This window comes from Arenibacter flavimaris (assembly GCF_030291335.1).
Classification (GTDB): domain Bacteria; phylum Bacteroidota; class Bacteroidia; order Flavobacteriales; family Flavobacteriaceae; genus Arenibacter.
The window spans coordinates 47,629-68,856 of sequence record NZ_JASWIM010000033.1 but is presented as its reverse complement, the minus strand read 5'-3'; the positions used below and the strand labels follow the sequence as shown (position 1 = coordinate 68,856).

Annotated in this window: 22 protein-coding genes; 20 read left to right on the top strand and 2 right to left on the bottom strand. The window is 40.9% G+C overall.

From position 1 onward, the window contains the following. Positions 1-144 precede the first annotated feature (144 nt). From QSE00_RS20250 to QSE00_RS20180, 15 genes are all read left to right on the top strand, one after another. On the top strand, positions 145-990 hold the full coding sequence (locus QSE00_RS20250) for a DUF4440 domain-containing protein (RefSeq protein ID WP_286107266.1): 846 nt from the start codon (positions 145-147) through the stop codon (positions 988-990). 26 nt (positions 991-1,016) lie between these two features. Further along, entirely contained in the window at positions 1,017-1,463 is a 447-nt protein-coding gene (locus tag QSE00_RS20245; RefSeq protein WP_093978012.1) for a nuclear transport factor 2 family protein, read from the top strand. A gap of 30 nt (positions 1,464-1,493) precedes the next feature. Then, complete coding sequence (locus QSE00_RS20240; RefSeq protein WP_286107265.1) at positions 1,494-3,113, top strand: carboxylesterase/lipase family protein; 1,620 nt, start codon at positions 1,494-1,496, stop codon at positions 3,111-3,113. A 16-nt stretch (positions 3,114-3,129) separates the two neighbouring features. Then, the gene (locus QSE00_RS20235) at positions 3,130-4,032 is read left to right on the top strand and encodes an alpha/beta hydrolase (protein WP_286107264.1); all 903 of its coding nucleotides are present in this window, start codon (positions 3,130-3,132) and stop codon (positions 4,030-4,032) included. Further along, positions 4,029-4,640 carry a flavodoxin gene (locus tag QSE00_RS20230; protein WP_093978015.1) on the top strand — a complete coding sequence of 204 codons (612 nt, stop codon included), beginning with the start codon at positions 4,029-4,031 and terminating at the stop codon, positions 4,638-4,640. Before QSE00_RS20235 ends, QSE00_RS20230 begins: the two co-directional genes overlap by 4 nt. 76 nt (positions 4,641-4,716) lie before the next feature. Further along, entirely contained in the window at positions 4,717-5,184 is a 468-nt protein-coding gene (locus tag QSE00_RS20225) for a (2Fe-2S)-binding protein (RefSeq protein WP_286107263.1), read from the top strand. 11 nt (positions 5,185-5,195) lie between these two features. Continuing rightward, positions 5,196-7,454: a xanthine dehydrogenase family protein molybdopterin-binding subunit gene (locus QSE00_RS20220; RefSeq protein ID WP_286107262.1), complete on the top strand. Its 2,259-nt coding sequence runs from the start codon at positions 5,196-5,198 to the stop codon at positions 7,452-7,454. Positions 7,455-7,488: 34 nt separating this feature from the next. After that, positions 7,489-9,726: a xanthine dehydrogenase family protein molybdopterin-binding subunit gene (locus tag QSE00_RS20215; protein ID WP_286107261.1), complete on the top strand. Its 2,238-nt coding sequence runs from the start codon at positions 7,489-7,491 to the stop codon at positions 9,724-9,726. 583 nt (positions 9,727-10,309) lie between these two features. Continuing rightward, the gene (locus tag QSE00_RS20210) at positions 10,310-10,549 is read left to right on the top strand and encodes a helix-turn-helix transcriptional regulator (RefSeq protein WP_093978036.1); all 240 of its coding nucleotides are present in this window, start codon (positions 10,310-10,312) and stop codon (positions 10,547-10,549) included. A gap of 113 nt (positions 10,550-10,662) precedes the next feature. Then, the gene (locus tag QSE00_RS20205) at positions 10,663-11,859 is read left to right on the top strand and encodes a primase-helicase family protein (protein ID WP_286107259.1); all 1,197 of its coding nucleotides are present in this window, start codon (positions 10,663-10,665) and stop codon (positions 11,857-11,859) included. 49 nt (positions 11,860-11,908) lie between these two features. After that, on the top strand, positions 11,909-12,136 hold the full coding sequence (locus QSE00_RS20200) for a hypothetical protein (RefSeq protein WP_286107258.1): 228 nt from the start codon (positions 11,909-11,911) through the stop codon (positions 12,134-12,136). Beyond that, positions 12,114-12,977 (top strand): toprim domain-containing protein, encoded by an 864-nt coding sequence (locus tag QSE00_RS20195; RefSeq protein ID WP_286107257.1) that lies wholly within the window; start codon positions 12,114-12,116, stop codon positions 12,975-12,977. Before QSE00_RS20200 ends, QSE00_RS20195 begins: the two co-directional genes overlap by 23 nt. 85 nt (positions 12,978-13,062) lie before the next feature. Then, positions 13,063-13,359 (top strand): mobilization protein MbpA, encoded by a 297-nt coding sequence (gene mbpA, locus QSE00_RS20190; RefSeq protein WP_286107256.1) that lies wholly within the window; start codon positions 13,063-13,065, stop codon positions 13,357-13,359. After that, positions 13,356-14,225 carry a relaxase/mobilization nuclease domain-containing protein gene (locus tag QSE00_RS20185; protein WP_286107255.1) on the top strand — a complete coding sequence of 290 codons (870 nt, stop codon included), beginning with the start codon at positions 13,356-13,358 and terminating at the stop codon, positions 14,223-14,225. The genes mbpA and QSE00_RS20185 overlap by 4 nt, the downstream gene beginning before the upstream one ends. An 18-nt stretch (positions 14,226-14,243) precedes the next feature. Continuing rightward, positions 14,244-14,708, top strand: a complete 465-nt coding sequence (locus QSE00_RS20180) for a DUF6730 family protein (protein WP_093978040.1) — start codon at positions 14,244-14,246, stop codon at positions 14,706-14,708. Between the two features lie 715 nt (positions 14,709-15,423). Here QSE00_RS20180 and QSE00_RS20175 read toward each other — a convergent pair. Beyond that, positions 15,424-15,672, bottom strand: coding sequence for a hypothetical protein (locus tag QSE00_RS20175; protein ID WP_286107254.1), 249 nt, complete (start codon positions 15,670-15,672; stop codon positions 15,424-15,426). A gap of 848 nt (positions 15,673-16,520) precedes the next feature. Between QSE00_RS20175 and QSE00_RS20170 the strand changes: the two genes are divergently transcribed. From QSE00_RS20170 to QSE00_RS20155, 4 genes are all read left to right on the top strand, one after another. Then, the gene (locus QSE00_RS20170; protein ID WP_110354956.1) at positions 16,521-16,964 is read left to right on the top strand and encodes a molybdenum cofactor biosynthesis protein MoaE; all 444 of its coding nucleotides are present in this window, start codon (positions 16,521-16,523) and stop codon (positions 16,962-16,964) included. Positions 16,965-16,966: 2 nt separating this feature from the next. Continuing rightward, positions 16,967-17,398, top strand: a complete 432-nt coding sequence (gene moaC / locus QSE00_RS20165) for a cyclic pyranopterin monophosphate synthase MoaC (protein WP_110354957.1) — start codon at positions 16,967-16,969, stop codon at positions 17,396-17,398. A 118-nt stretch (positions 17,399-17,516) separates the two neighbouring features. Continuing rightward, positions 17,517-17,831 carry a hypothetical protein gene (locus tag QSE00_RS20160; protein ID WP_286107253.1) on the top strand — a complete coding sequence of 105 codons (315 nt, stop codon included), beginning with the start codon at positions 17,517-17,519 and terminating at the stop codon, positions 17,829-17,831. Positions 17,832-17,954: 123 nt separating this feature from the next. After that, positions 17,955-18,464 carry a hypothetical protein gene (locus QSE00_RS20155; protein ID WP_286107252.1) on the top strand — a complete coding sequence of 170 codons (510 nt, stop codon included), beginning with the start codon at positions 17,955-17,957 and terminating at the stop codon, positions 18,462-18,464. 121 nt (positions 18,465-18,585) lie between these two features. Here the strand turns inward: QSE00_RS20155 and QSE00_RS20150 are convergent, their stop codons facing one another. After that, positions 18,586-19,308, bottom strand: coding sequence for a hypothetical protein (locus tag QSE00_RS20150; RefSeq protein WP_286107251.1), 723 nt, complete (start codon positions 19,306-19,308; stop codon positions 18,586-18,588). A 462-nt stretch (positions 19,309-19,770) separates the two neighbouring features. Here QSE00_RS20150 and QSE00_RS20145 point away from each other — a divergent pair, with 462 nt between their 5' ends. Continuing rightward, on the top strand, positions 19,771-21,228 hold the full coding sequence (locus QSE00_RS20145) for a type III PLP-dependent enzyme domain-containing protein (protein WP_286107250.1): 1,458 nt from the start codon (positions 19,771-19,773) through the stop codon (positions 21,226-21,228).

Here is a 21,228-nt window from a genome sequence, read left to right as displayed (position 1 = left end):
TGCAAATCTGTATAAGAATTGCAAAAGTTAAAATTGAAATCCGTTTAATCGAAAAACCTCTGTAACTAACTATATTTCAAATATTTCAAAGAACTATTTTAGATTTTAATGGGACAGTAATGAAATCAATTAAATAATTACATAATGAGAACATTTATAATAGGACTTTTTTTAGGAATCCTTAGTATAACTTCTTTTGCGCAAGAAGCTGTTTTTCCTATGGGAGAAAAGGCACCAAATGTCCAACATACCGGTGATATTTGGCTTACGCATGTTGTAGATGCTGATGAAACTTTTAAACATAGCGTAGCCCAAGCGGTTTCAGCACCTGGAGCATTTCTTAACTGGCATTTACATCCAGATGGCCAACAACTGTTGATCACTAACGGAGTTGGTTTTTATCAAGAAAAAGGAAAGGAAGTACAAGTTATGCGAGCTGGTGATGTAATCAAATGCCTTCCCAACGTAGAACATTGGCATGGTGCTACTCCTAAAAGTGCGGTAACCTATTTGGCGATAAGTGGTCCCACACCTACCAAGTGGACGGACGAACTTAGTGTTGAGGATTATAACAAAATACCGCTTCCTGAAATTAACAATTCAAGTCTTGAAAATGAGATCATGGAACTTTCTAAAGCCAAATGGAAATGGATGGCCGATAAGGATGTAGACAAGTTAGCCAATTTGTTTCATGACAAATCAAGGTTTGTGCACATGAGCGGCTCTTGGAAAAAAGACAGGGAATTGGAAATCATCGAGACGGGAAGCATTTGGTATAAAAATGCCGATGTACACGATGTGGTCGTGGAAACTCTTGATGACAATACCGTGGTACTTTGGAATAGAATAACACTTACGGCCCATGTCCGGGGAAATGATGTAACCACTGAATTTACGGTCACCGAATTCTATAAAAAAGAAGGCGACGACTGGAAATTATTGGACCTCACCTTTAGCAGCGTTCGCGATACCCATGAAATTGCACATTAATACATCAGAACTAATAATTTATAAAAATGCACAGAAAAATAATACTTTGTCTATTGGTTATGCTTATCACAGGACAAGTCGCCCTTGCCCAATCGACTGATTTAGAAAAGGAAATCAGAGAGCTGTCCACCCAAAAATGGCAATGGATGGCCGATAAGGATGCGGACAAATTGGAAGACCTTTTTCATGACAAGGCCAAGTTCGTCCACATGGGCGGCACGTGGGGAAAGGACCGCGAAGTAGAAATCATTAGAGGTGGGTTCATCCACTACAAAAAAGCCGATGTCCATGAAGTCATGGTCGAAGTTTTGAATGATAATACCGTTATACTTTGGAACCAAATTACACTTTTGGCCGTGGTCGGCAGCAATGAAGTGACCAATCCCTTTATGGTAACGGAAGTTTATGTAAAGGAGAATAACACTTGGAAATTGGCCGATCTGACCTTTAGCAAAACAATGACTCGGGAATAACTTGAACAACTCAACCTAATAAACACAAAAATGAAAAAATACATTTTAGGTTTGATGGTACTCCTTGGAGTTACTATTTCCGCGCAAGAAAGTGCACCCAAAGTAAAGACCGAATTAGGGGTAATTCGAGGTGTCCATGAAGATGGTGTAGCCAGTTTTAAGGGAATACCGTTTGCTGCTCCACCAGTTGGTGAGTTCCGTTGGAGATCCCCTCAACCATTATCCCCCTGGGAAGGAGAATTGGATGCTACGGAATTTGGTGCCAACTGTGCACAGTCCGGATGGGGCGGTGCCCCGGGAACCATCAGTGATGGTTCATCCGAAGATTGCCTTTACTTAAATGTGTGGAAACCGGCTGATGCAAATACGGGTGCTAACCTGCCCGTCATGGTTTGGATCCATGGTGGGGGCTTTGTTGGCGGTAGTGGTTCCGGAGCGGGAATCGCGGGTGATGAATTTGCGAAGAAGGAAGTGGTTTTAATCACCATCAATTACCGTCTGGGGCGTTTGGGGCATTTTGCATTTCCAGCGTTGAGTACCGAACATCCTGAAGAACATAATGGCAGCTATGCTTATATGGACCAAATTGCAGCGCTGCAATGGGTGCAAAAGAACATTGCCGCTTTTGGTGGTAATCCTGATAACGTAACCATATTCGGTTTTTCCGCAGGTGGAGTATCCGTACATTCCTTAATGACCATTCCCGATGCAAAAGGCCTTTTCCATAAGGCCATTAGCGAATCTGGTGGCGCCCGTGATGGTGTACTTACCGGAAGGCCTATAAAGGAAGAAAATGCATCCCCTTTTTATCCCGTTTCCGCGGAAACCATTGGAATTAACTATGCGAAAAAACAGGGTATAGAAGGCACGGATGCCGATGCCTTGGCCAAGTTACGCGCTTTACCCGTGGAAAAAATTGTGGATGGCGGTCAGGAAACGGATGGTGAAGGAGGTCTAAGAACTTATTCAGGACCTATTTTGGACGGTGCATTGGTGGTAGAAACAGCTGAAAGTGCCTATAAAGCAGGTAGACAAATGCAAATACCATTGATGATCGGTTCTAACAGCGCCGAAATCGGGGGTAGTTTTGTCAACAACAGTAAGACAAAAGAAGAACTGTTTTCACTTTTTGGCGATTTTAAGGAAGAAGCACAAGCTGCCTATGATCCTGATGGAAGCAAAGAATTCGAAGAGGTCATTACCAAGTTCAATACCGATTGGGTGTGGGGAGAACCGGGACGTTTTGCCGCTAGGGCTTTCGCGGAAAAAGGGGAACCTACGTTTATTTACCATTTTGGTTTTGTACCCGAACCTATGAAGGAAAGAATGAAATACGGTGCCGGCCATGGTTCCGAAGTTGGCTATGTGTTTAATAATCTTGATGCACGTTGGGGCAATCCCGAGACCACTCCAGAGGACAAGAAGGTGGCGGAACTTATGAACGGATACTGGGTAAATTTCGCCAAGACCGGAAACCCGAATGGAGAAGGATTACCAAACTGGCCGGTCTATACTAAAAATGAAGGTGAAATTTTGGATATACAGTTAGATGGTGAAGCCGTTGGAAAATCAGATCCAAGAAAAGCGAGATTGGATGTCATTGAAAAGGGTGTCAAACTCAGAAACGAACTTCAATCACGTAGTATATAAACCTGTTGTGCATTCCATGAATAAAATTAACAACATAGTGGCAGTAACGGTATTGTTTTTAACCTTAATGGGTGAAGGTTTTTCACAAACCAATCGGGTTATTGAGGTATTTCCTGAGGGAACGGTTTTGCATGCCAATATTAACTATGCCAACGACACATTGCAAAAACATTTGTTGGATATCTATTTGCCCCAAAAAGTATCCGGTAAAATACCCTTGGTGGTTTTTGTGCATGGCGGCGGTTGGTTGGTCAACGACAAATACGCCGATATCGGGTACATGAAAGAAACCGTTGCTGAAATTGTTTCCAATGGTTTTGCTTTGGCCTCCATTGATTATCGTTTCGCGACCCAAGCTGTTTTTCCTGCCCAAATTCAAGACTGTAATCGTGCAGTTTCCTTTTTGGTCGAAAATGCAGATGCCTACGGGTTGGATAAAGATCGGATTGCCGTCATGGGGTTTTCCGCAGGCGGGCATTTAGCCTCCTTGATGGGGCTTTCAAAAAACAATGATATTCCCGATTTCTTTATGCCGAAAACCACAAAAGAGTTTGATTTTAAGGCCGTGGTGGATTTCTACGGACCCGCCGAACTTATTTTATTCCCAGGGGCCAATGATGCCAAATCGCCTGAAGCTTTATTGATTGGAGCTCCTCCACTTGATAGACCTGACTTGGCCAAGATGGCTAGTCCGGTGACCTATGTGGATGAGAACGATCCTCCTTTTCTGATTGTTCATGGGGAAAAGGATAATTTGGTCTCGCCCAGGCAATCACAACTCTTAAGTTCATGGTTGACGGTGAATGGTGTTGAAAACGAATTGATCGTGGTTAAGGATGCTCCTCATTTTGGAGAAATGTTCGATGTAGATGACATTAGGGCCAAAGTTTTGAATTTTCTTGAAAGGAATTTGAAATGAAAATATTCGCTGTTTTATTTCTATTGATTTCAAACTGTTCCAGTTCACAATCCCTTAAGGTTGATGATACATCGGCTATTGTACCTCACTCGCAGAAGACTTTGATATTGTACCTCTCCCGTACCAAAAACACAAAGGCTCTTGCGGAAATCATACACAATGAACTAGGTGGAGATTTAGTAGCGTTGGAATTAGTGAATCCATATCCCGAAGATTACGATGCCATTGTAAAGCAAGTGGCCCAAGAAAATGAAACCGGATTTTTGCCTCCCTTGAAGACCAAGGTGGACATTTCGAAATATGATACGATCTTTTTGGGCTTCCCTACTTGGGGCATGCAGTTGCCACCTCCATTGAAAAGTTTTTTAAATGATTATGATTTCACAGGGAAAACAGTTATTCCCTTTAATACTAATGCGGGATATGGTGAGGGAAGCAGCATAAAAACAATAAGGAAATTAGGTCCCAATATTACCATTTTAGAAGTATTCTCTATAAAAGGTGGAATAGAACGCGATGGAATTTATTTGACAATCAAAGACAGTAGAGAAAGGGAAGTAAAATCCGAAGTAAGACAATGGCTTAAAAAAATTGGCGTGATCCATTAGGAATTAACAGTAAGGGATCATATCAAGCAATATAAATTTTGTAAATTCAACATATTCAAACTCTTGCAAGAAAATCATGGCAGACTTCAATCTAAACATCAACGGAAAAACACAGAAAGTAGAGGTAGATCCCAATACCCCGATGCTTTGGGTATTGCGAGACCATATGAAATTGGTCGGCACTAAATTCGGCTGCGGAATCGCACAATGTGGTGCCTGTACCATCCATTTAGGCGACACTGCGGTGCGCTCTTGCCAGTTGCCCGTTTCGGCTGTCGGCGAACAGCAAATTACCACCATCGAAGGATTATCCGAGAACGGAGACCATCCCGTGCAAAAGGCATGGCTTGAAGTAGATGTACCCCAATGCGGTTATTGTCAAGCGGGACAGATCATGACCGCTTCTGCTTTGTTGAAAAGCAACCCCAATCCTACGGATACCGAAATCGAATCGGCTATGAACGGTAATATTTGCCGTTGCGGTACATACACCAGAATTAAAAAAGCGGTAAAAATGGCCGTAGCCAACTCAGCTAATTTATAAAAAACAGCCTTATGACACTTGTAAAAACTAATATAGGAAGACGTGCTTTTATAAAAAACACAAGCCTTGCAGGGGGCGGGCTAATTCTTGGCTTTAGCTGGCTAAATTCTTGTAAGCCCAAACAAGCCGCAGAAATGGCCGCAATAGAAATGCCAAAAGAATGGTTTGATATTAATGCGTATTTAAAGATTGGAGATAATGGTGTTGTAACAATTCAGTGTCCAAACCCAGAATTTGGACAGGGGGTTATGACCTCTATGCCCATGATAGTAGCAGAGGAATTGGATATTGCTTGGAAAGACGTTCTGGTGGAACAAGCTCCGTTTAATGCAGAATTATATGGCAATCAATTTACAGGTGGTAGTAGAGGCATAATGTCTCGTTGGGCAGGTTTACGTATGGCGGGTGCTACGGCAAGGCAAATGCTTTTAGAAGCTGCAGCACAGGCCTGGCAAGTACCTGCAAATGAAATCACTACGGCTGACGGTGTTTTAAGTCACGAAGCATCTGGTAAAAAGGCGGGTTACGGTGAAATGGCATCCGCAGCTTCACAAATTACGGTCCCTGAAGAAGTGCCACTAAAAGCGGTGAAAGACTTCAAGATTATAAGTCGTTCCAAGAAAAATATAGAAGGAGATAAAATAGTCACGGGGAAACCACTATTCGGTATTGATTACCAATACGAGGGTGCTTTAATAGCGATGGCCGCCCATCCTCCAGCATTTGGAATGAAATTAAAATCTTTCGACGGTTCTTCTATAATAAATATGCCTGGCATAGTAGATGTTTTTGAAATTAATACCTATGAAGAAGGTTATGAGCAAAATTATTTTGATACCAACACCTTTACGAATTTGGTGGTAATCGTTGGTAAAACTACTTGGGAAGTAATGAATGCAAAAAAGGCCTTAAAAGTAGAATGGGAACCTTTTTCTGAAAGTACTTTTAACATGAATATGTTCGGTAACAAAAGAGAGGTAACTATACCCAGCGGCTTGGAAAGTACAGAAATACATAACGCCAAAATGGCCGAATATGCTTCAAAACCTGGGCGAGAAGTTCGTAAAGATGGAAACCCGGATGCAGCATTTAAAAATGCGGCTAAGGTAATTGAAAGGTCATATAGTTGTCCGTTTTTGGCGCATAACTGTATGGAGCCTATGAACTTTTTTGCCCATGTAACGGAAGATTCCGCAAAGCTGGCCGGACCTCTGCAAGCTCCGGGATTTATAGAAGGTACGCTGTCAGCTAGATTAGGATTGCCAGTTGAGAAAATAGATATTGAAATGACCCGTATGGGAGGTGGATTCGGAAGAAGGGCATATGCCCATTATGCTGTAGAAGCTGCGGTCATATCAAAACATGTAAAAGCTCCGGTTAAATTAGTCTACAATAGAGAAGATGATATGACTTTTGGTATTTTCCGTCCATCGTATCATGCCACTTATAAAGCCGCTTTAGACGAGAATAACAATTTAATTGCTTTTCATGTAAAAGCTGGCGGAATACCTGAAACTCCATTGTTTGCAAACCGTTTCCCAGCAGGTGCGGTAGATAACTATTTGGCGGAATCATGGGAAATTAACTCAAACATTACAGTGGGTGCTTTTCGTGCTCCGCGCTCTAACTTTATGGCAGGTGTAGAAAATTCCTTTTTGGACGAAGTAGCGGAAGTAGCAGGGAAAGACCCGATACAGTTTCGATTGGACTTGCTGTTAAGAGCCAAGGACAATCCTGTAGGAGATAATAACGATTATGAAGCGGAACGTTATGCGGGTGTCCTAAAATTAGTAAGGGATAAATCGAATTGGCAAAACAACATAGATGGTAAATACAGAGGTGTATCCGCTTATTTCTGTCATAATAGTTATGCCGCACATGTGCTAGATATTGTAATGGAAGATGGTAAACCCAAGGTTGAAAATGTAGTCTGTGCCATTGACTGTGGTGTTGTAGTAAACCCTGATGCCGCTACGAACATGGCTGAAGGTGCAATTGTAGACGGGGTTGGAAATGCATTGTATGGCGGACTCACATTTAAAGATGGAAGCACAGTACAATCTAATTTTGATACCTATCGTATTATTCGCCACAGTGAAGCTCCAAAAAACATTGATGTACATTTTGTAGAAAACGAAATAAACCCTACAGGTTTGGGTGAACCACCTTTTCCGCCAGTATTAGGGGCATTGGCAAACGCGTTATATAAAGCGACAGGTACACGCCATTATCATCAGCCCTTTAAGATAGAAAAACCTATAATAGGTTAATAAATATGAGTCTCTAAAATTAAATTGTTTGCACATGGCAACTGTAAAGACCAAAACAGGTAGAAGGTCATTTTTAAAAAATACGGCCTTGGCCGGTGGTGGAATGATGCTTGGTTTTAGCTGGTTGGCTTCCTGCAAAATGACACCTGAGGACGTAAATAAGTTGCCAGAGGAATGGTTTAAAATTAATGGCTATTTAAAAATTGCTGATAATGGTCAAGTGACTATTTTATCTCCTAATCCCGAAGGTGGCCAGAATGTGAAGACTTCAATGCCCATGATAGTTGCGGATGAACTTGGGGTTGATTGGAAGGACGTTATCGTAGAACAAGCTCCCTTGGACACCAACGCCTTTACTTTTCAATATCTAGGAGGTAGTCAAGCAATACGTAGAGGTTGGGAAGGCTTAAGAATGGCAGGAGCGTCGGCACGGGCTATGCTTATAACTGCAGCTGCAGATACATGGCAGGTACCAATAGAAGAAATTACGACCATGGGCGGCTTTCTTCATCATAAAAAAACTGACAAGATCCTAAGTTATGGTGCGATGGCATCAAAAGCCTCCACTGTAAAAATTCCCGAAGAAGTACAGCTGAAAGATAAAGACGATTTTTCCATAATTGGTACATCACAAAGAAATGTGGATGGTAAAAAAATTGTAACTGGCAAGCCTATTTTTGGAATTGACACACACCGTAAGGGCATGCTTATTGCCATGATAGTACATCCCCCTGCATTTGGGTTAAAACTAAAATCCATAGATGATTCTGTAGCCATAACCATGCCTGGTATTCATGATGTGTTTACGATAAAGGTCTTCGAAGACGATTATGAAAAAGCCTTTTTTGATACCAGAACTTTTAATGAGGTAGCGGTAGTAGTCGGTAATTCTACGTGGGAAGTGATGAATGCCAAAAAAGCCTTGAAAATAGAATGTGAACCTATTGAAAGTACAACGGATACTCGAGATCGCTTTGGTCAAAAATGGCATGAGCACACCCCTGCCGGACTTGAGAACACCACCGACCATTATGCCCAAATGGAAGCCATGTACTTAAAAAAAACTGAAGTACGCAGAAGAGATGGGGACCCGGAAGCAGCTTTTATAAAGGCGAACAAAATAATCGAGGCTACTTATACAGCACCATTCTTGGCTCACAATTGCATGGAGCCTATGAACTTTTTTGCCCATGTAACCGCAGAAAAGGCCGAGCTTATTGGTCCGTTACAAAAACCGGAACTAACGGAAAAGACTTTATCGGCGAGATTGGGAATATCCCCAGAAAAAATAGATATACAAATGACCCGCATGGGAGGGGGTTACGGTCGACGTTCTTATGCGCATTGGTTAATTGAGGCGGCACTCATTTCACAAAAAATGAATGCCCCTGTAAAATTGATTTATACCCGTGAAGATGAAATGACCGATGGTATTTACCGCCCTTCCTATCTTGCTAGATATAGGGCAGGTCTGGACAAGGACAATAAACTAATCGCTTTTCATGTAAATACGGGAGGTATTCCCCAAAGTCCATTGCACCAAGATCGTTTTCCGGCTGGGGCTGTAGACAACTACCTTGCTGAGGACTGGACCATAGATTCGAATCTTACCGTAGGTTCGTTTAGGGCTCCTAGTTCTAACTTTATGGCTAGTGCGGAACAATCCTTTTTAGATGAAGTTGCGGAAGCCGCCGAAAAAGATCCTATCGATTTCAGATTGGAATTACTGGATCGTGCTATTACCAATCCTATTGAAGGAAAGACAAATGATTATGACCCACTTAGATATGCGAGTGTTCTTAAATTGGTAAAGGAAAAGTCAAATTGGGGACAAGAAAATGTGAATATTCACAGAGGGGTATCAGCATATTTCTGTCATAACTCTTATGCTGCCCAAGTGTTGGATTTGGTGATGGAAGATGGCAAACCCATTGTCAAAAAAGTTACTTGCGCAGTAGATTGTGGTATCGTTGTCAATCCCGATGCGGCGACAAATTTAGCGGAAGGGGGTATTGTTGATGGTATAGGTAACGCTCTTTATGGTGAACTGACCTTTGTAGATGGGAGACCCCAGGAAAGCAACTTTGATAAATACCGGATGATCCGGATGCAAGAAGCCCCCAAAGAAATTGATATTCATTTTGTGGAAAGCGAATTAGCTCCAACTGGCCTGGGCGAACCAACATTTCCTCCAGTTTTCGCTGCAGTGGCCAATGCACTTTATAAGGCAACGGGAAAACGACACTACAATCAACCATTTATAAAAGGATAATCTTCATTGACAAGTTAAAAAGTCTAGCCGAACTCGGATAAAGATTCCTTTTATAGATTTTTAGAAGTTTCCTTTAATGTTCGTTTATATGTACAGTATTATTTTAAGAAGCATGGTGACCTTTTTTCAAATATTTCCTATTAAAAGAGCTCTACAAAAATTAAAACCTTTACATCTGAGATACCTAGGAGGTCTTTCATAAAAACCTTTGGCAAAAATTTCAATTGCAGAAATGCAAATGTAGAAATGCAAATGAAGAAATCTATGTTTTTAGGAGGTATTATTTGCCTGGCCCTTCTAAATTCTTGTTAATAACTACAAAATCCCCTAGAAATGGACATTTTTCCATTGTTATATGTTGTGGACATTTGATAGCAAATGATATCCAATAAAATTAAGGGAAGCTAAGTGCAATATTATTTGATATGATTTGATGTAAATTATTATATATCAATTAGTTGTGAATAACTATTGCAATTTTTTACATTCCTTTTTTGCCTATTTTTCTACATTTATCCTACCTATAATGGTGTAGGAAGACAAAAGCGCTTTTGTTCATTTAACAACCTTAAATAAGAAACAAATGGACAATTTTTTAATTTTGGAGCGATTGGATCGTTTGGAAAAACTATTGATCGCCAATAAGGAAGTATTGACTTTTGAGGAGACCTGTGACTATACGGGAATATCCAGAAGTTATCTGTACAAACTCACCGCTGCTGGAAAGATACCACATTCCAAGCCCAATGGAAAATTGCTCTTTTTCGAGAAAAAGAAAATCGTTGACTGGCTGCTCCGGAACGGGCAAAGTTCTGCGGAGTAACACGAAGCCCCAACCTGGGCCATGGCCAATATAAAGGTCAAGGGCAATACATTTAATAATCTATCAAATTAATTTTCATCACGGCTATCGCCCTGATGCCAAAGACAATTCTTATGGAGGATACACCCTACATACGCGTGGGCACCTACTATTATAAATTGGTACGTGTCCCTACCATAGCCGGGAATTTCAACGAGATTATCGTACCATGGACACTGGAGGCCATCCGTCAGGATCATGGGAGGGATTTTATCGGGGGGATCAAAAAATACGATGGGTTCACCTGTCTTCCCAGTCATATCCATTTTGAACAGGAGTGCCACGGTTTTTACAATACCTATTCCCCCTTGCCCCATAATCCCCAAGAGGGAGAATTCCCCTATACCCGACAGCTCTTGCAACATATCTTCGGGCCACAATTTGATCTCGGGATGGACTATCTGCAACTGTTGTATTTAAGACCTGTGCAAATCCTGCCGATCCTCTGTTTGGTATCCAAGAAAAGGTCCACGGGCAAGAGTACTTTTCTAAAATGGCTGAAGCTCGTGTTCGACAATAACATGACCTATCTCACCAATGACAGTTTCAGCAGCCAGTTCAACGCCGATTGGGCGAACAAGCTCTTGATCTGCATAGACGAGGTGCTTTTCAATAAGGAAGAGCTGACCGAGCGCATCAAGTACCTGAGCACGACCAATATCAATAAGCTGGAGGCCAAGGGCAAGGACAAAAGGGAGGTCGAGTTCTTTGGCAAGTTCATCCTTTGCAGTAACAATGAGGACAATTTTATCAAGATAGACAATAATGAGACCCGTTTTTGGGTGTTGAAGGTCCCCTCTCTGAAAAAAGAGGAAACCCGGTTTTTGGATTTTTTGGAAGCGGAGATACCTGCTTTCCTGTGTCATCTACAAATTAGAAAACTCACCAGTCCCAATAAGACCCGGATGTGGTTCTCCCCTTCCCAGATAAGGACCAAGGCCCTGGAAAGTTTAATGCGGAACAATAGGAACCGTGTGGAAAAGGAACTTGCAAGTGTGATCCTAAGTGCGATGGAAACCTTTGAACTTGAAGAGCTTCAGTTATGCCCCTTGGATGCCCTTCAACTCTTGAACCGTACCCGGATCAAAACGGACCTTACCCAGTTGAGACAGATCCTGAAAAAGGACTGGAAACTCGTTAATCAGAAGAATTCCATGGTCTACCGAAAATTGATGATATGGCCGGAAGGAGTGATGGGATGGATAGATGCCAAGGGAAGATATTATACCATAAAAAAGGATTTCTTATTGGAGCAATTCGGGGAAGAATAGAAAAACGATGAAACGATGACAAATCGATGACGGGCGAAACGCAATGTCCATGGGCGATGCGGCGGGTCTGTCATCATTTGCCAAAAAAATTGCCGATGAAAAGAAAAACACCCCTCTATTTATACTTTTTTTTGATGAAACGATGACAGATAGAGTTCAGGTCAATAAATACGGGGGGTTGGGCCGTCATCGTTTTGTCATCAATTTGTCATCAAAAAAGACCGATGACGGAAAATCGGACCAAAAGACAAGAAATGCACAAAAAGAGAACATTTAGGACGAGGTGTGAAAGAGCCCGAGCCTTTCCCATCGAGAAGGCGCTGGCAAAACTCGGGCACTTTCCCACACGGACATCGGTCAAAGAAGCTTGGTTCCTGAGTCCTTTCAGGTCAGAAACCCAAGCCTCTTTCAAGGTATCCAGGACACTTAATAGATGGTACGACCATGGGGCGGGGACAGGGGGCAACGTGATCGACCTGGTATGTCTTCTGAACAGGTCAACCGTAAGGGAAGCATTGGACTGGTTGGAAAACGGCCAGATCTCTCTTTCTTTTCACCAGCATCGTTTTAATGAATTTAATGAAGAGGGGATCAAAATTAGGGAAGTAAAGATACTGGGCCATAATGCCTTGCAAGAGTATGTGGAAGTAAGGGGAATTTCCTTGCCAACGGCCCTGGGACTGTGCAGGGAGGTCCACTATAGCTTGAGGGACAAAATGTACTTCGCCATCGGATTGAAGAATGATTCAGGAGGATGGGAGCTTCGGAACAAATACTATAAGAACTCCAGCTCCCCAAAGGACATCACCTACATAAAGAACGGTAACCGCAGATTGATAGTCACAGAGGGCATGTTGGATATGTTGAGCCTAATGGAACGGGACAAAAAACTACGGGGTGAAAATGACCTATTGATATTGAATTCCCTTGCCTTTGTGGAAAAAATACCCGGACTATTTGAAAACTATAAATCCATAGCGCTATACCTAGACAATGACAAAGCAGGGAAAAGTGCCACAAAAATATTGATGGAACAGAGCCCAAAATGCAGGGACATGTCAAACTTGTACAAGGATTTTAAGGATGTGAACGCATGGTGGATGTCGAAAAAACTATGACCCGTCGGGGAAGGAATTCAAGATGTGTCTTTGTTGCCACAAAGACGATCTTGCTTTGCTCCCGGAGGTCGCAAAGAAACAAAAAATGAAAAGGACCTACATCAAATTCCGATGTTCCCTCTTCGAGAAGAAACTGCTCAGGATCAAGGCCAAAAAGAGCGGTCTGAGCCTAAGCGAATATTGCCGTCGTGCCGCTTTTGGGGACAAGATCATCGAGCGCCTGACGGAGGAACAGATAGACATCTATAAGATGCTGATCCAGTATGCAACAAACTTTAAGCTGATCGGGAACATGTTCCGAAAACGAAATCCCAGACTGGCGGAAGAGGTCACAAAGCTGGCAGAGGAAATAAGGGACCACCTTAAAAATTTCAAAAAATGATAGGTAAGGGAAAATCGATATCGCACACCCGGGCCTCCATGCAATATGGCTGGAACCAGGAAAAGGATGCGGAGGTAGTTTATTCCAAACATCTGGCCGGGGAAACCCCCGAACAGATTACGGAGGAATTCAAGATCATCCAAGAACAGAATGCCAGGTGCACGAACAATACCCTGAGCTTTGTCCTCAGCCCGACCATTCAGGATGGCAAGGAGCTGAGCGCCAAGTCGCTTGGCGAGATAACTGAAAAGTTCCTCAAGGAAATGAAACTACAGGAGCACCAGGCCATAGGCTTTGTACACAGGGACCAACAACATACCCATGTCCATTTATACGTGAACCGCATCGATTTTAGCGGTAGGGCCTATAACGACAGTTTTATCGGAAAGAGGAGCCAGCAGGCTGCGGAAAATGTTGCCAAGGAAATGGGGCTTACCACGGCAAGGGAGGTGCAACAGGAAAAATTGGACCGGATCAAACTTATACGATTTGAGATCAAACAGGTCCATGAAAAGGTCATGGCAGAACACCGCCCCAAGGACCTGGACCGGTACATCAGATTAATGGGAGAAAAGGACATAAAGGTAGTTCCCAGTATCAACAATTCGAACCAACTACAAGGGTTCCGGTTTGAATACAAGGGGCACAGTTTAAAGGGGAGCGAGGTGCACCGTTCCATGTCGGGCAGTAGATTGGTGATGGGGATAGGGGAAAACGAAGGTAAGGGCTTCGTCAAGAACAAGGACAATACAGTCAGCCTCATGGGAAGGGCCACGCAGCTCAGTGGGAATATCGCCATAAAACTGGCTAAAACAGTAATCAAACAATCGATCCAAAAAAGTGCAGGATTCGAGATAGGATACTAATGATAAAACGAAAATAATATGGCAAAGTTGGACGAGATTACGGAACTATTGACGGACGAACTGGAAGGATTGAAACGGATGTTGGTTAAACTGGAACAGCTAAGCAAGGAATTGACCAGTTCGGAAACGGTACAGGACATTTCTCAAATAAGAAATGAACTGAAGGAACTCAACAGAACACAGAGGGATCATTTCCAAGGGCAGGATACAAGAAACATTAAAATGGAGGAGCAGTTGAAAAAGTCGCAGATCATCCCTGAATGGCTATTGTTCATGGTCTGTTTGATATTAATTATTTCTTTGTCCATTTCGGGCTATTTGGGATATCAGGTGTTACAGTTCGAAGAAGAAAAGGAGAAGGCTTTCGAAGAGGGAAAAGCAGCCAATCCAACGGAACTGAATAGCTATTTTAAAGAGCATCCCGATATCTACAAGGACTTTTTGATATGGTCTAATGAGGAAAAAAGGCCAGGTCAAAAGTAAGTTGCGCCCTAATTCGATTTTATTTAACGCTTATCCGCCCGAACGCTATAAAATCGAATCAGGATCCACGCGCAAAGTTTTTGTAAGATTTGGGTCAAAATAATTCTAATTTCCTTAAAGTTGGGTTGTAGATTAAACTGCGGTCAACAAGAGGATCCAAGGGAGATATCGTTGTCGCCCAAAATTAATGGGCATAACCTAGCTCTAAGTAAGTGTAAAAAGTAAAACCCTAAAGCCAGAGCCATGATACCTCACAGGGTAACAGGAAATACACTAAAGGGTTTTCGTGGATTTAGTGATATTCAAGGTATTTATCAATATGAATTAAAATCAATAGCCAACAATGCATTTATTTTTTAGAAACTATGCAGGTTGCCGACATAAATTATGCCTATCCGATCAGTTTATGGATTATTCGTTCTCATCCATCAATCTTTCTGGGTTCCTTAGGGTATCAAAGATCCTTAAAATAATAATCTTTCCCTTCTCTTCTTTGTAGATTAGTTTGTAGTGCCTAACCACAATCCTCCTATAATTGGGGTTAATATCGTCCTTTTAGTATTGTTCGGCGTAGGTAACTCCTTTACTTGCTTGGATCAGGTCAGCTTTGACATTCGCTGCGCCTTGTGGGGTCTTCTTTTCGTATTTTAGGAATCGTGTATCTGTTTCAATTGGGTCTTTGCCTTGGCCGTCCACTCGGTCTTAAGTTTTCCCATTACCAGTTTTGCGATTCTTTTTCTAGGTCTTCGACCGATGTAAGTTCGCCTCTTTGAATTTCTGTTTCGGCATCCACGAGTTCCTGATTGTACTGCTTCCTTGTCAAAGGTTTTCCATCAACGGTATAAGCTACAATTTGATCTTCTTCATGGTAGTTTTCCACCAGTGCCTTTATCATTTTGAGAAGCCTGTTGTCTGCTGTATCAATATAGTTCTGTACGCTTTGTTTTAAATCCGAACTTGCCAATTTACCAGTGTTTTTACATAATAAAGATACAAATTCCGTTCCATTGATTTTAATTTATCGGCTTTAAGTGGGAAGAAGATTAATCATTCCGGGCAAATATCCCATATTTGCTTACATAGGCCATTACCTATTGGGCCTGAAATAGGAATGAATCGATAATAATGAACCATGAAGAAATTGGGTCTTTTTAGTGCGTGGAAGCAGAAGAAAGTAATTTAAGAACAGAAAGATAAATCCTGCAGAAACCGAAGTTAATAACATTTAGGATTAAGGAGCAATTAAGAATAGTACCATTTATATCCATTTGAGTACATTTGTAATGACGGAAGAAAAATCCTCAAAAAAGTTCACAAATCGTCAACATTAGAAACTTAAAAAATGTGAATCCCTTATAAATAGGGTACTCACAGAAAGAAGTTCGATTCTTGGTGAGGTCACGAACCAAAGGTGCGCAGCACCAAAAGCGCCAGCTTTTGAATCGAAGCCTGTGCTGAGCGGAGCCGAAGTGATTCTTGGTGAGGTCACTTTTTAACTAGTAAATCAGTTTAATTTGATATAAATTTGACTGATTTACAGTGTTTTATATATATTTTGATATCAAAGGGTATCATTTTATATCAAACGATAGAGTTCACAAATCGTCAACATTTTTTTCAAATGTTTTCGTAACTTGTCTGGCCAAGTAAAAAACACGGTTCTTTATTGCTCCTTTACAATTTAAGTATGATATCAATGAAAGTTGCCAACATCCCATAAGAGGTATTAAGGGATTTGTCCAATGTATTGGCATGTAGATTCAAGTTGCCCATTGCTACTACTTCGGGTTGTTTTTCCTAAATTTACTGCCTATGGAGAAGAGCAAAATTAAAAATATATTTGTGTCAGGAGCAATAAGCCCGGAGTTCATTGCCAATTCCATTGCAAAGCACCAGTCCAAAACCACTATTGGGGCACACGATATCTTTTTGGGCCAGGTACGGGCAGATCCAATTGATGGGCAGGAAGTGGCCGCTATAGAATATACGGCCTATGAGGAAATGGCCAATCAGAAATTCCACGAAATCAGGGAAGCTACCTTTGCCAGGTTTAACTTAAGCTGTATGCACATCCACCACAGTTTGGGTAAGGTAAATGCGGGAGAAATATGCCTCTTTGTTTTTGTGTCATCGCCACACCGAAAAGAAGTTTTTGAGGCCATGCACCATGTGGTGGAAGAGATAAAAAATCAGGTTCCCATTTTTGGTAAGGAACTGTTTGAGGATAATTCCTATCAATGGAAAGTAAATAAGTAAAAATGGTAGATATTACCCATAAAAAAGCAACCTTGCGTACAGCTGTAGCACAAGCTATAGTTCAAGTAAGTTCGGCAGATACCATTAGCGCAATACATAATAAAACCGTGCCCAAGGGCGATGTGTTTGCCATGAGCAAAGCGGCCGGTTTATTGGGGGTTAAAAAGACGGCAGACCTTTTGCCGGACTGTCATCCCTTACCTATAGAATTTACCGATATTTCCTATGCTATTGACGGTCTTCGGATTACGGTTTTGGTTACGGTGAAGACTATCTACAAAACCGGCGTTGAGGTAGAGGCCATGCACGGCGCCAGCATAGTGGCCCTAAATATGTACGATATGCTAAAGCCCATAGACAAGGGCATCGAAATACAGAATATTAAATTATTGAGAAAAACGGGAGGTAAGTCCGATATAGGTAGCGACCTATAATTTTCCAGTCAATAATATTTAACAGTTACTTAAGAGAATCTGTGCATATCTTTGTGGTGTGAAAAAAACAAGGCACTTGCTTTTTTTTAGGATTCTAGCGCTTATACTTTTATTAGCTATGGGCCAGGTCTCTATGGCTACCACCAAAGAGGCCAAAGAAGTTAAGGCCGGGGTTCAGGGTGAGATCCAAACGGATCATCATCTAAGCTACCAGATGCCGAACTCTGGGCATACTATGCTCCTGGCGGAAGACAATTATCAATTGCCAACAGTTAACGAGCTAAGGCCCAATCTCAATTTATTTTCCCCTAGTACTATAAGTTGCCTCTCCGTACTCAAGGAAAAGGAGCTTATGTCCCTAAAAAGGGAGGTCCAAATTATTGCTAGTTTGGACGCGCTAACCATTATCTACCCCTTTCACACCTTTTTATAAGTTTTTCCATTAGTCGCACCTAATTCCAGAATAACCAATTTTGGAAATTCCCCCATGGCATACATTGGTTATGGCTGGAGGGAAGACAATTAATAAATGGAATAATTATAAAAAAAATATAATATGAATATATCAATGTTGTTGGTATCAGCTTTATTGGTGCTTTGCACCATCATACCTTTTGTAGTCCTCAATAAATCGGGAAAAGGGGATTTAAAAATAATGTCCAAGGAGATTAAAAACTTAATGGTTCAATCAAAACTGAAACTCGATTTAAAGGAAAGCTGGGGCAATACTTTCATTGGCCTGGATTCAGAGAATAAGAAACTTGTTTTTTCAAAAGTATTTGATGGCATTGTGGCGCTGGAAAATATTGATCTCAATACAGTTTCAAATGTCAAAATAGTAAAGAAGACCCACGTGGTCAAGTCTAAAAACAAGAAGGAGTTGGTTTTGGAAAAATTGGATTTGGAGATTAGTTTTTTAGATACTGAATTAGCAGCCAAGACCCTTAACTTTTATGACATCAACAGTATTTACATGGAGGATTATGAACTTGTCCGGGCCGAAAAATGGAATGCAGTCATCCATACTGTCATAAAATCAAATATTGGTAGTGCCAAGGTGGCCTAATTTCCTAGGTTTTTTATTAGTTAACATAGTTAAGGGCAATCTGTATTTTGGAAAATAGACTTTTCGGAATGCAGATTGCCCTTTTTAATGCCATATATTTTTGTAGGCAAAGGATTTAGAATTACTCCCGTTTTGTCCAAATTTCATTTAAGGGGTCGCCCTTACTGCTTTTACCGGTATGGTGCCAATCCTTGCCGTTTAACTCATAATTGAAGGATAGTGCCGCTCCCACCCGGGAATTGTCCCTGGAGAAATAGTTTATATTTTCTATGTATTTGCCATTGGTAGCGTTATAGGTTCCGCCCCCGCTGCCAAAAAATTCAAAGGTTTCGGTATTATAGGCAATCCATTGAAAGTGACCGTTCAACAAATATTTCATAGTTTTTCTTGGTCTGGACGTATCCCTTCTTTGCTCCCCTTGCTCCGTTACCCTTCCGGTCATTAACCACTTGCCGTCCAAATCCTGGGTGCCAAGTTTGGTGGGCGTAAAGGTCATAGGCTTTGTGCCTTGGAGTATCAATTTCCCTTTTTGTAGCCTATAGGGAATATTTATACTGGTAATTTTATCTTCTTTATGGTTGGAGTTAAACTCGAGGTCAACCATCAGCTTATTGCCAGAGGTAGAGTAGTATCCCCCCATCGTTTTTATAAATTCTGCAGGCGACTCTTTATAGATGGTATGTACGTAATAATCCGCGTCCAATTTCAGCTCGTGATGAAGGGTGCCATCCTTGTTTTTTTCCTCAAAATGATAAACGTTGGCCGGTATTTGGGCCGTAATTGTATTGAAAAAAGTGAGGAAGAGGGCAAGGCCCATAAAAATACTGATTTTTTTAAGCTTCATAACTATCTGGTTTTTATTTAAAAATAGTCAAGAAATGGTTAAAAATCAACGCTTTGGGTTTAATTTTTAGTTAATTTTTTACTATTTGGAAAATTCATTTTTTACTTCGACGTAAAATTTTTTAAAACGCTTGTTTTTTCATTTTTTTTGTTTTCATTTGTCACATCAATTTAGCCTTAAATTTTATATTGATATTAGCATCTAGTTGAGTATAATGAACCATATTTACAAATTTGGATTTCTGGCAGCAGCAAGGTTTATGTCGCTGAAATTTAACGGTATAGGTAGCCCGAGTTTGCTTGGTGTTCCAAATTTTTCTTCCATAGTGTGCAGTCAGCATGACTATTTTTTTATTCCTACCACTGAAAAGCAGATAATTGTTTAGGGATTTAGTTATAATTTCCAATATTATTTGCATTTGGCGATGCTATTTACTTATTTACAATTCATATATTTATTTAAATGAACACGAAGTACATTAATCTGATAGATCAGACCTACTATTTTCCACAGGAAGAGTTTTCTTTGGATGGTGAAAACCTAAAGTTTCATGGAATACCCCTTATGGATTTGGTAGCGCAATATGGTAGTCCTTTGAAGTTTACCTATTTGCCTAAAATTTCGGAAAATATCAACAAGGCAAAGGAATGGTTTAAAATAGCCATGGAGAAAAACAATTACAAAGGCAAATACCACTATTGCTATTGTACTAAAAGTTCCCATTTTAAGCCGGTTTTGAACGAGGCCTTAAAGAATGATATCCATATAGAGACGTCTTCGGCCTTTGATATTAATATTGTTGAAAAATTAAAGGAAAAGGGAAAGATCAAGGATAATACCTATATCATATGCAACGGATTTAAAAGGGATCAATATATTGTCAACATAGCTAATCTTATAAATCAAGGTCACCAGAATTGTATTCCCATTATTGATAATTACGAGGAAATTGACCTTTTGTCCGATGTCATCAATGATACTTTTAAGGTGGGAATCAGAATTGCATCCGAAGAGGAGCCAAAGTTCGAATTTTATACTTCTCGATTGGGGATAGGATATAAAAATATTGTACCTTTTTACGAGAACCAAATTAAGGACAATGACAAGGTAGAATTGAAAATGCTACACTTTTTTATTAATACCGGTATTCGTGACAATGCCTATTATTGGAACGAACTGGTGAAATGTTTAAAGGTGTACGTAAGGCTTAAAAAGATTTGTCCATCCTTGGACAGCCTCAATATTGGTGGTGGTTTCCCCATTAAAAACTCTTTGGCTTTTGATTACGACTACCAGTACATGATAGATGAGATCATAAACCAAATTAATATTGCCTGTCAGGAAGCGGATGTTGCAGTCCCAAATATTTTTACCGAATTTGGTAGTTTTACGGTAGGTGAGAGTGGTGGTGCCATTTATGAAATACTATATCAGAAGCAGCAGAACGATCGGGAAAAGTGGAATATGATCGACTCTTCCTTCATTACCACCTTGCCGGATACCTGGGCCATTAATAAACGTTTTATTATGTTGGCCATTAACCGTTGGCAAGATGAATATGAAAGGGTGTTGTTGGGCGGACTAACCTGCGATAGTGATGACTATTACAATAGCGAGCAAAATATGAATGCCATTTATTTGCCCAAGTACAGAAAGGATAAACCGCTGTATATTGGATTCTTTAATACAGGTGCCTATCAGGAGACCATTGGGGGTTATGGCGGGTTGCAGCATTGTTTAATACCGCATCCGAAACATATTTTAATAGATAAGGACGAAAACGGAAATATAACGACCAAATTATTTAGTGAACAACAAAAGGCAGAGGATCTGCTTAAAATTTTGGGATATGAAATGAATCTTAGCGGCAATAGTGAAGTTAGCGAACCCGTTGAGCAGAAAATTAAATCTGACCTTTAA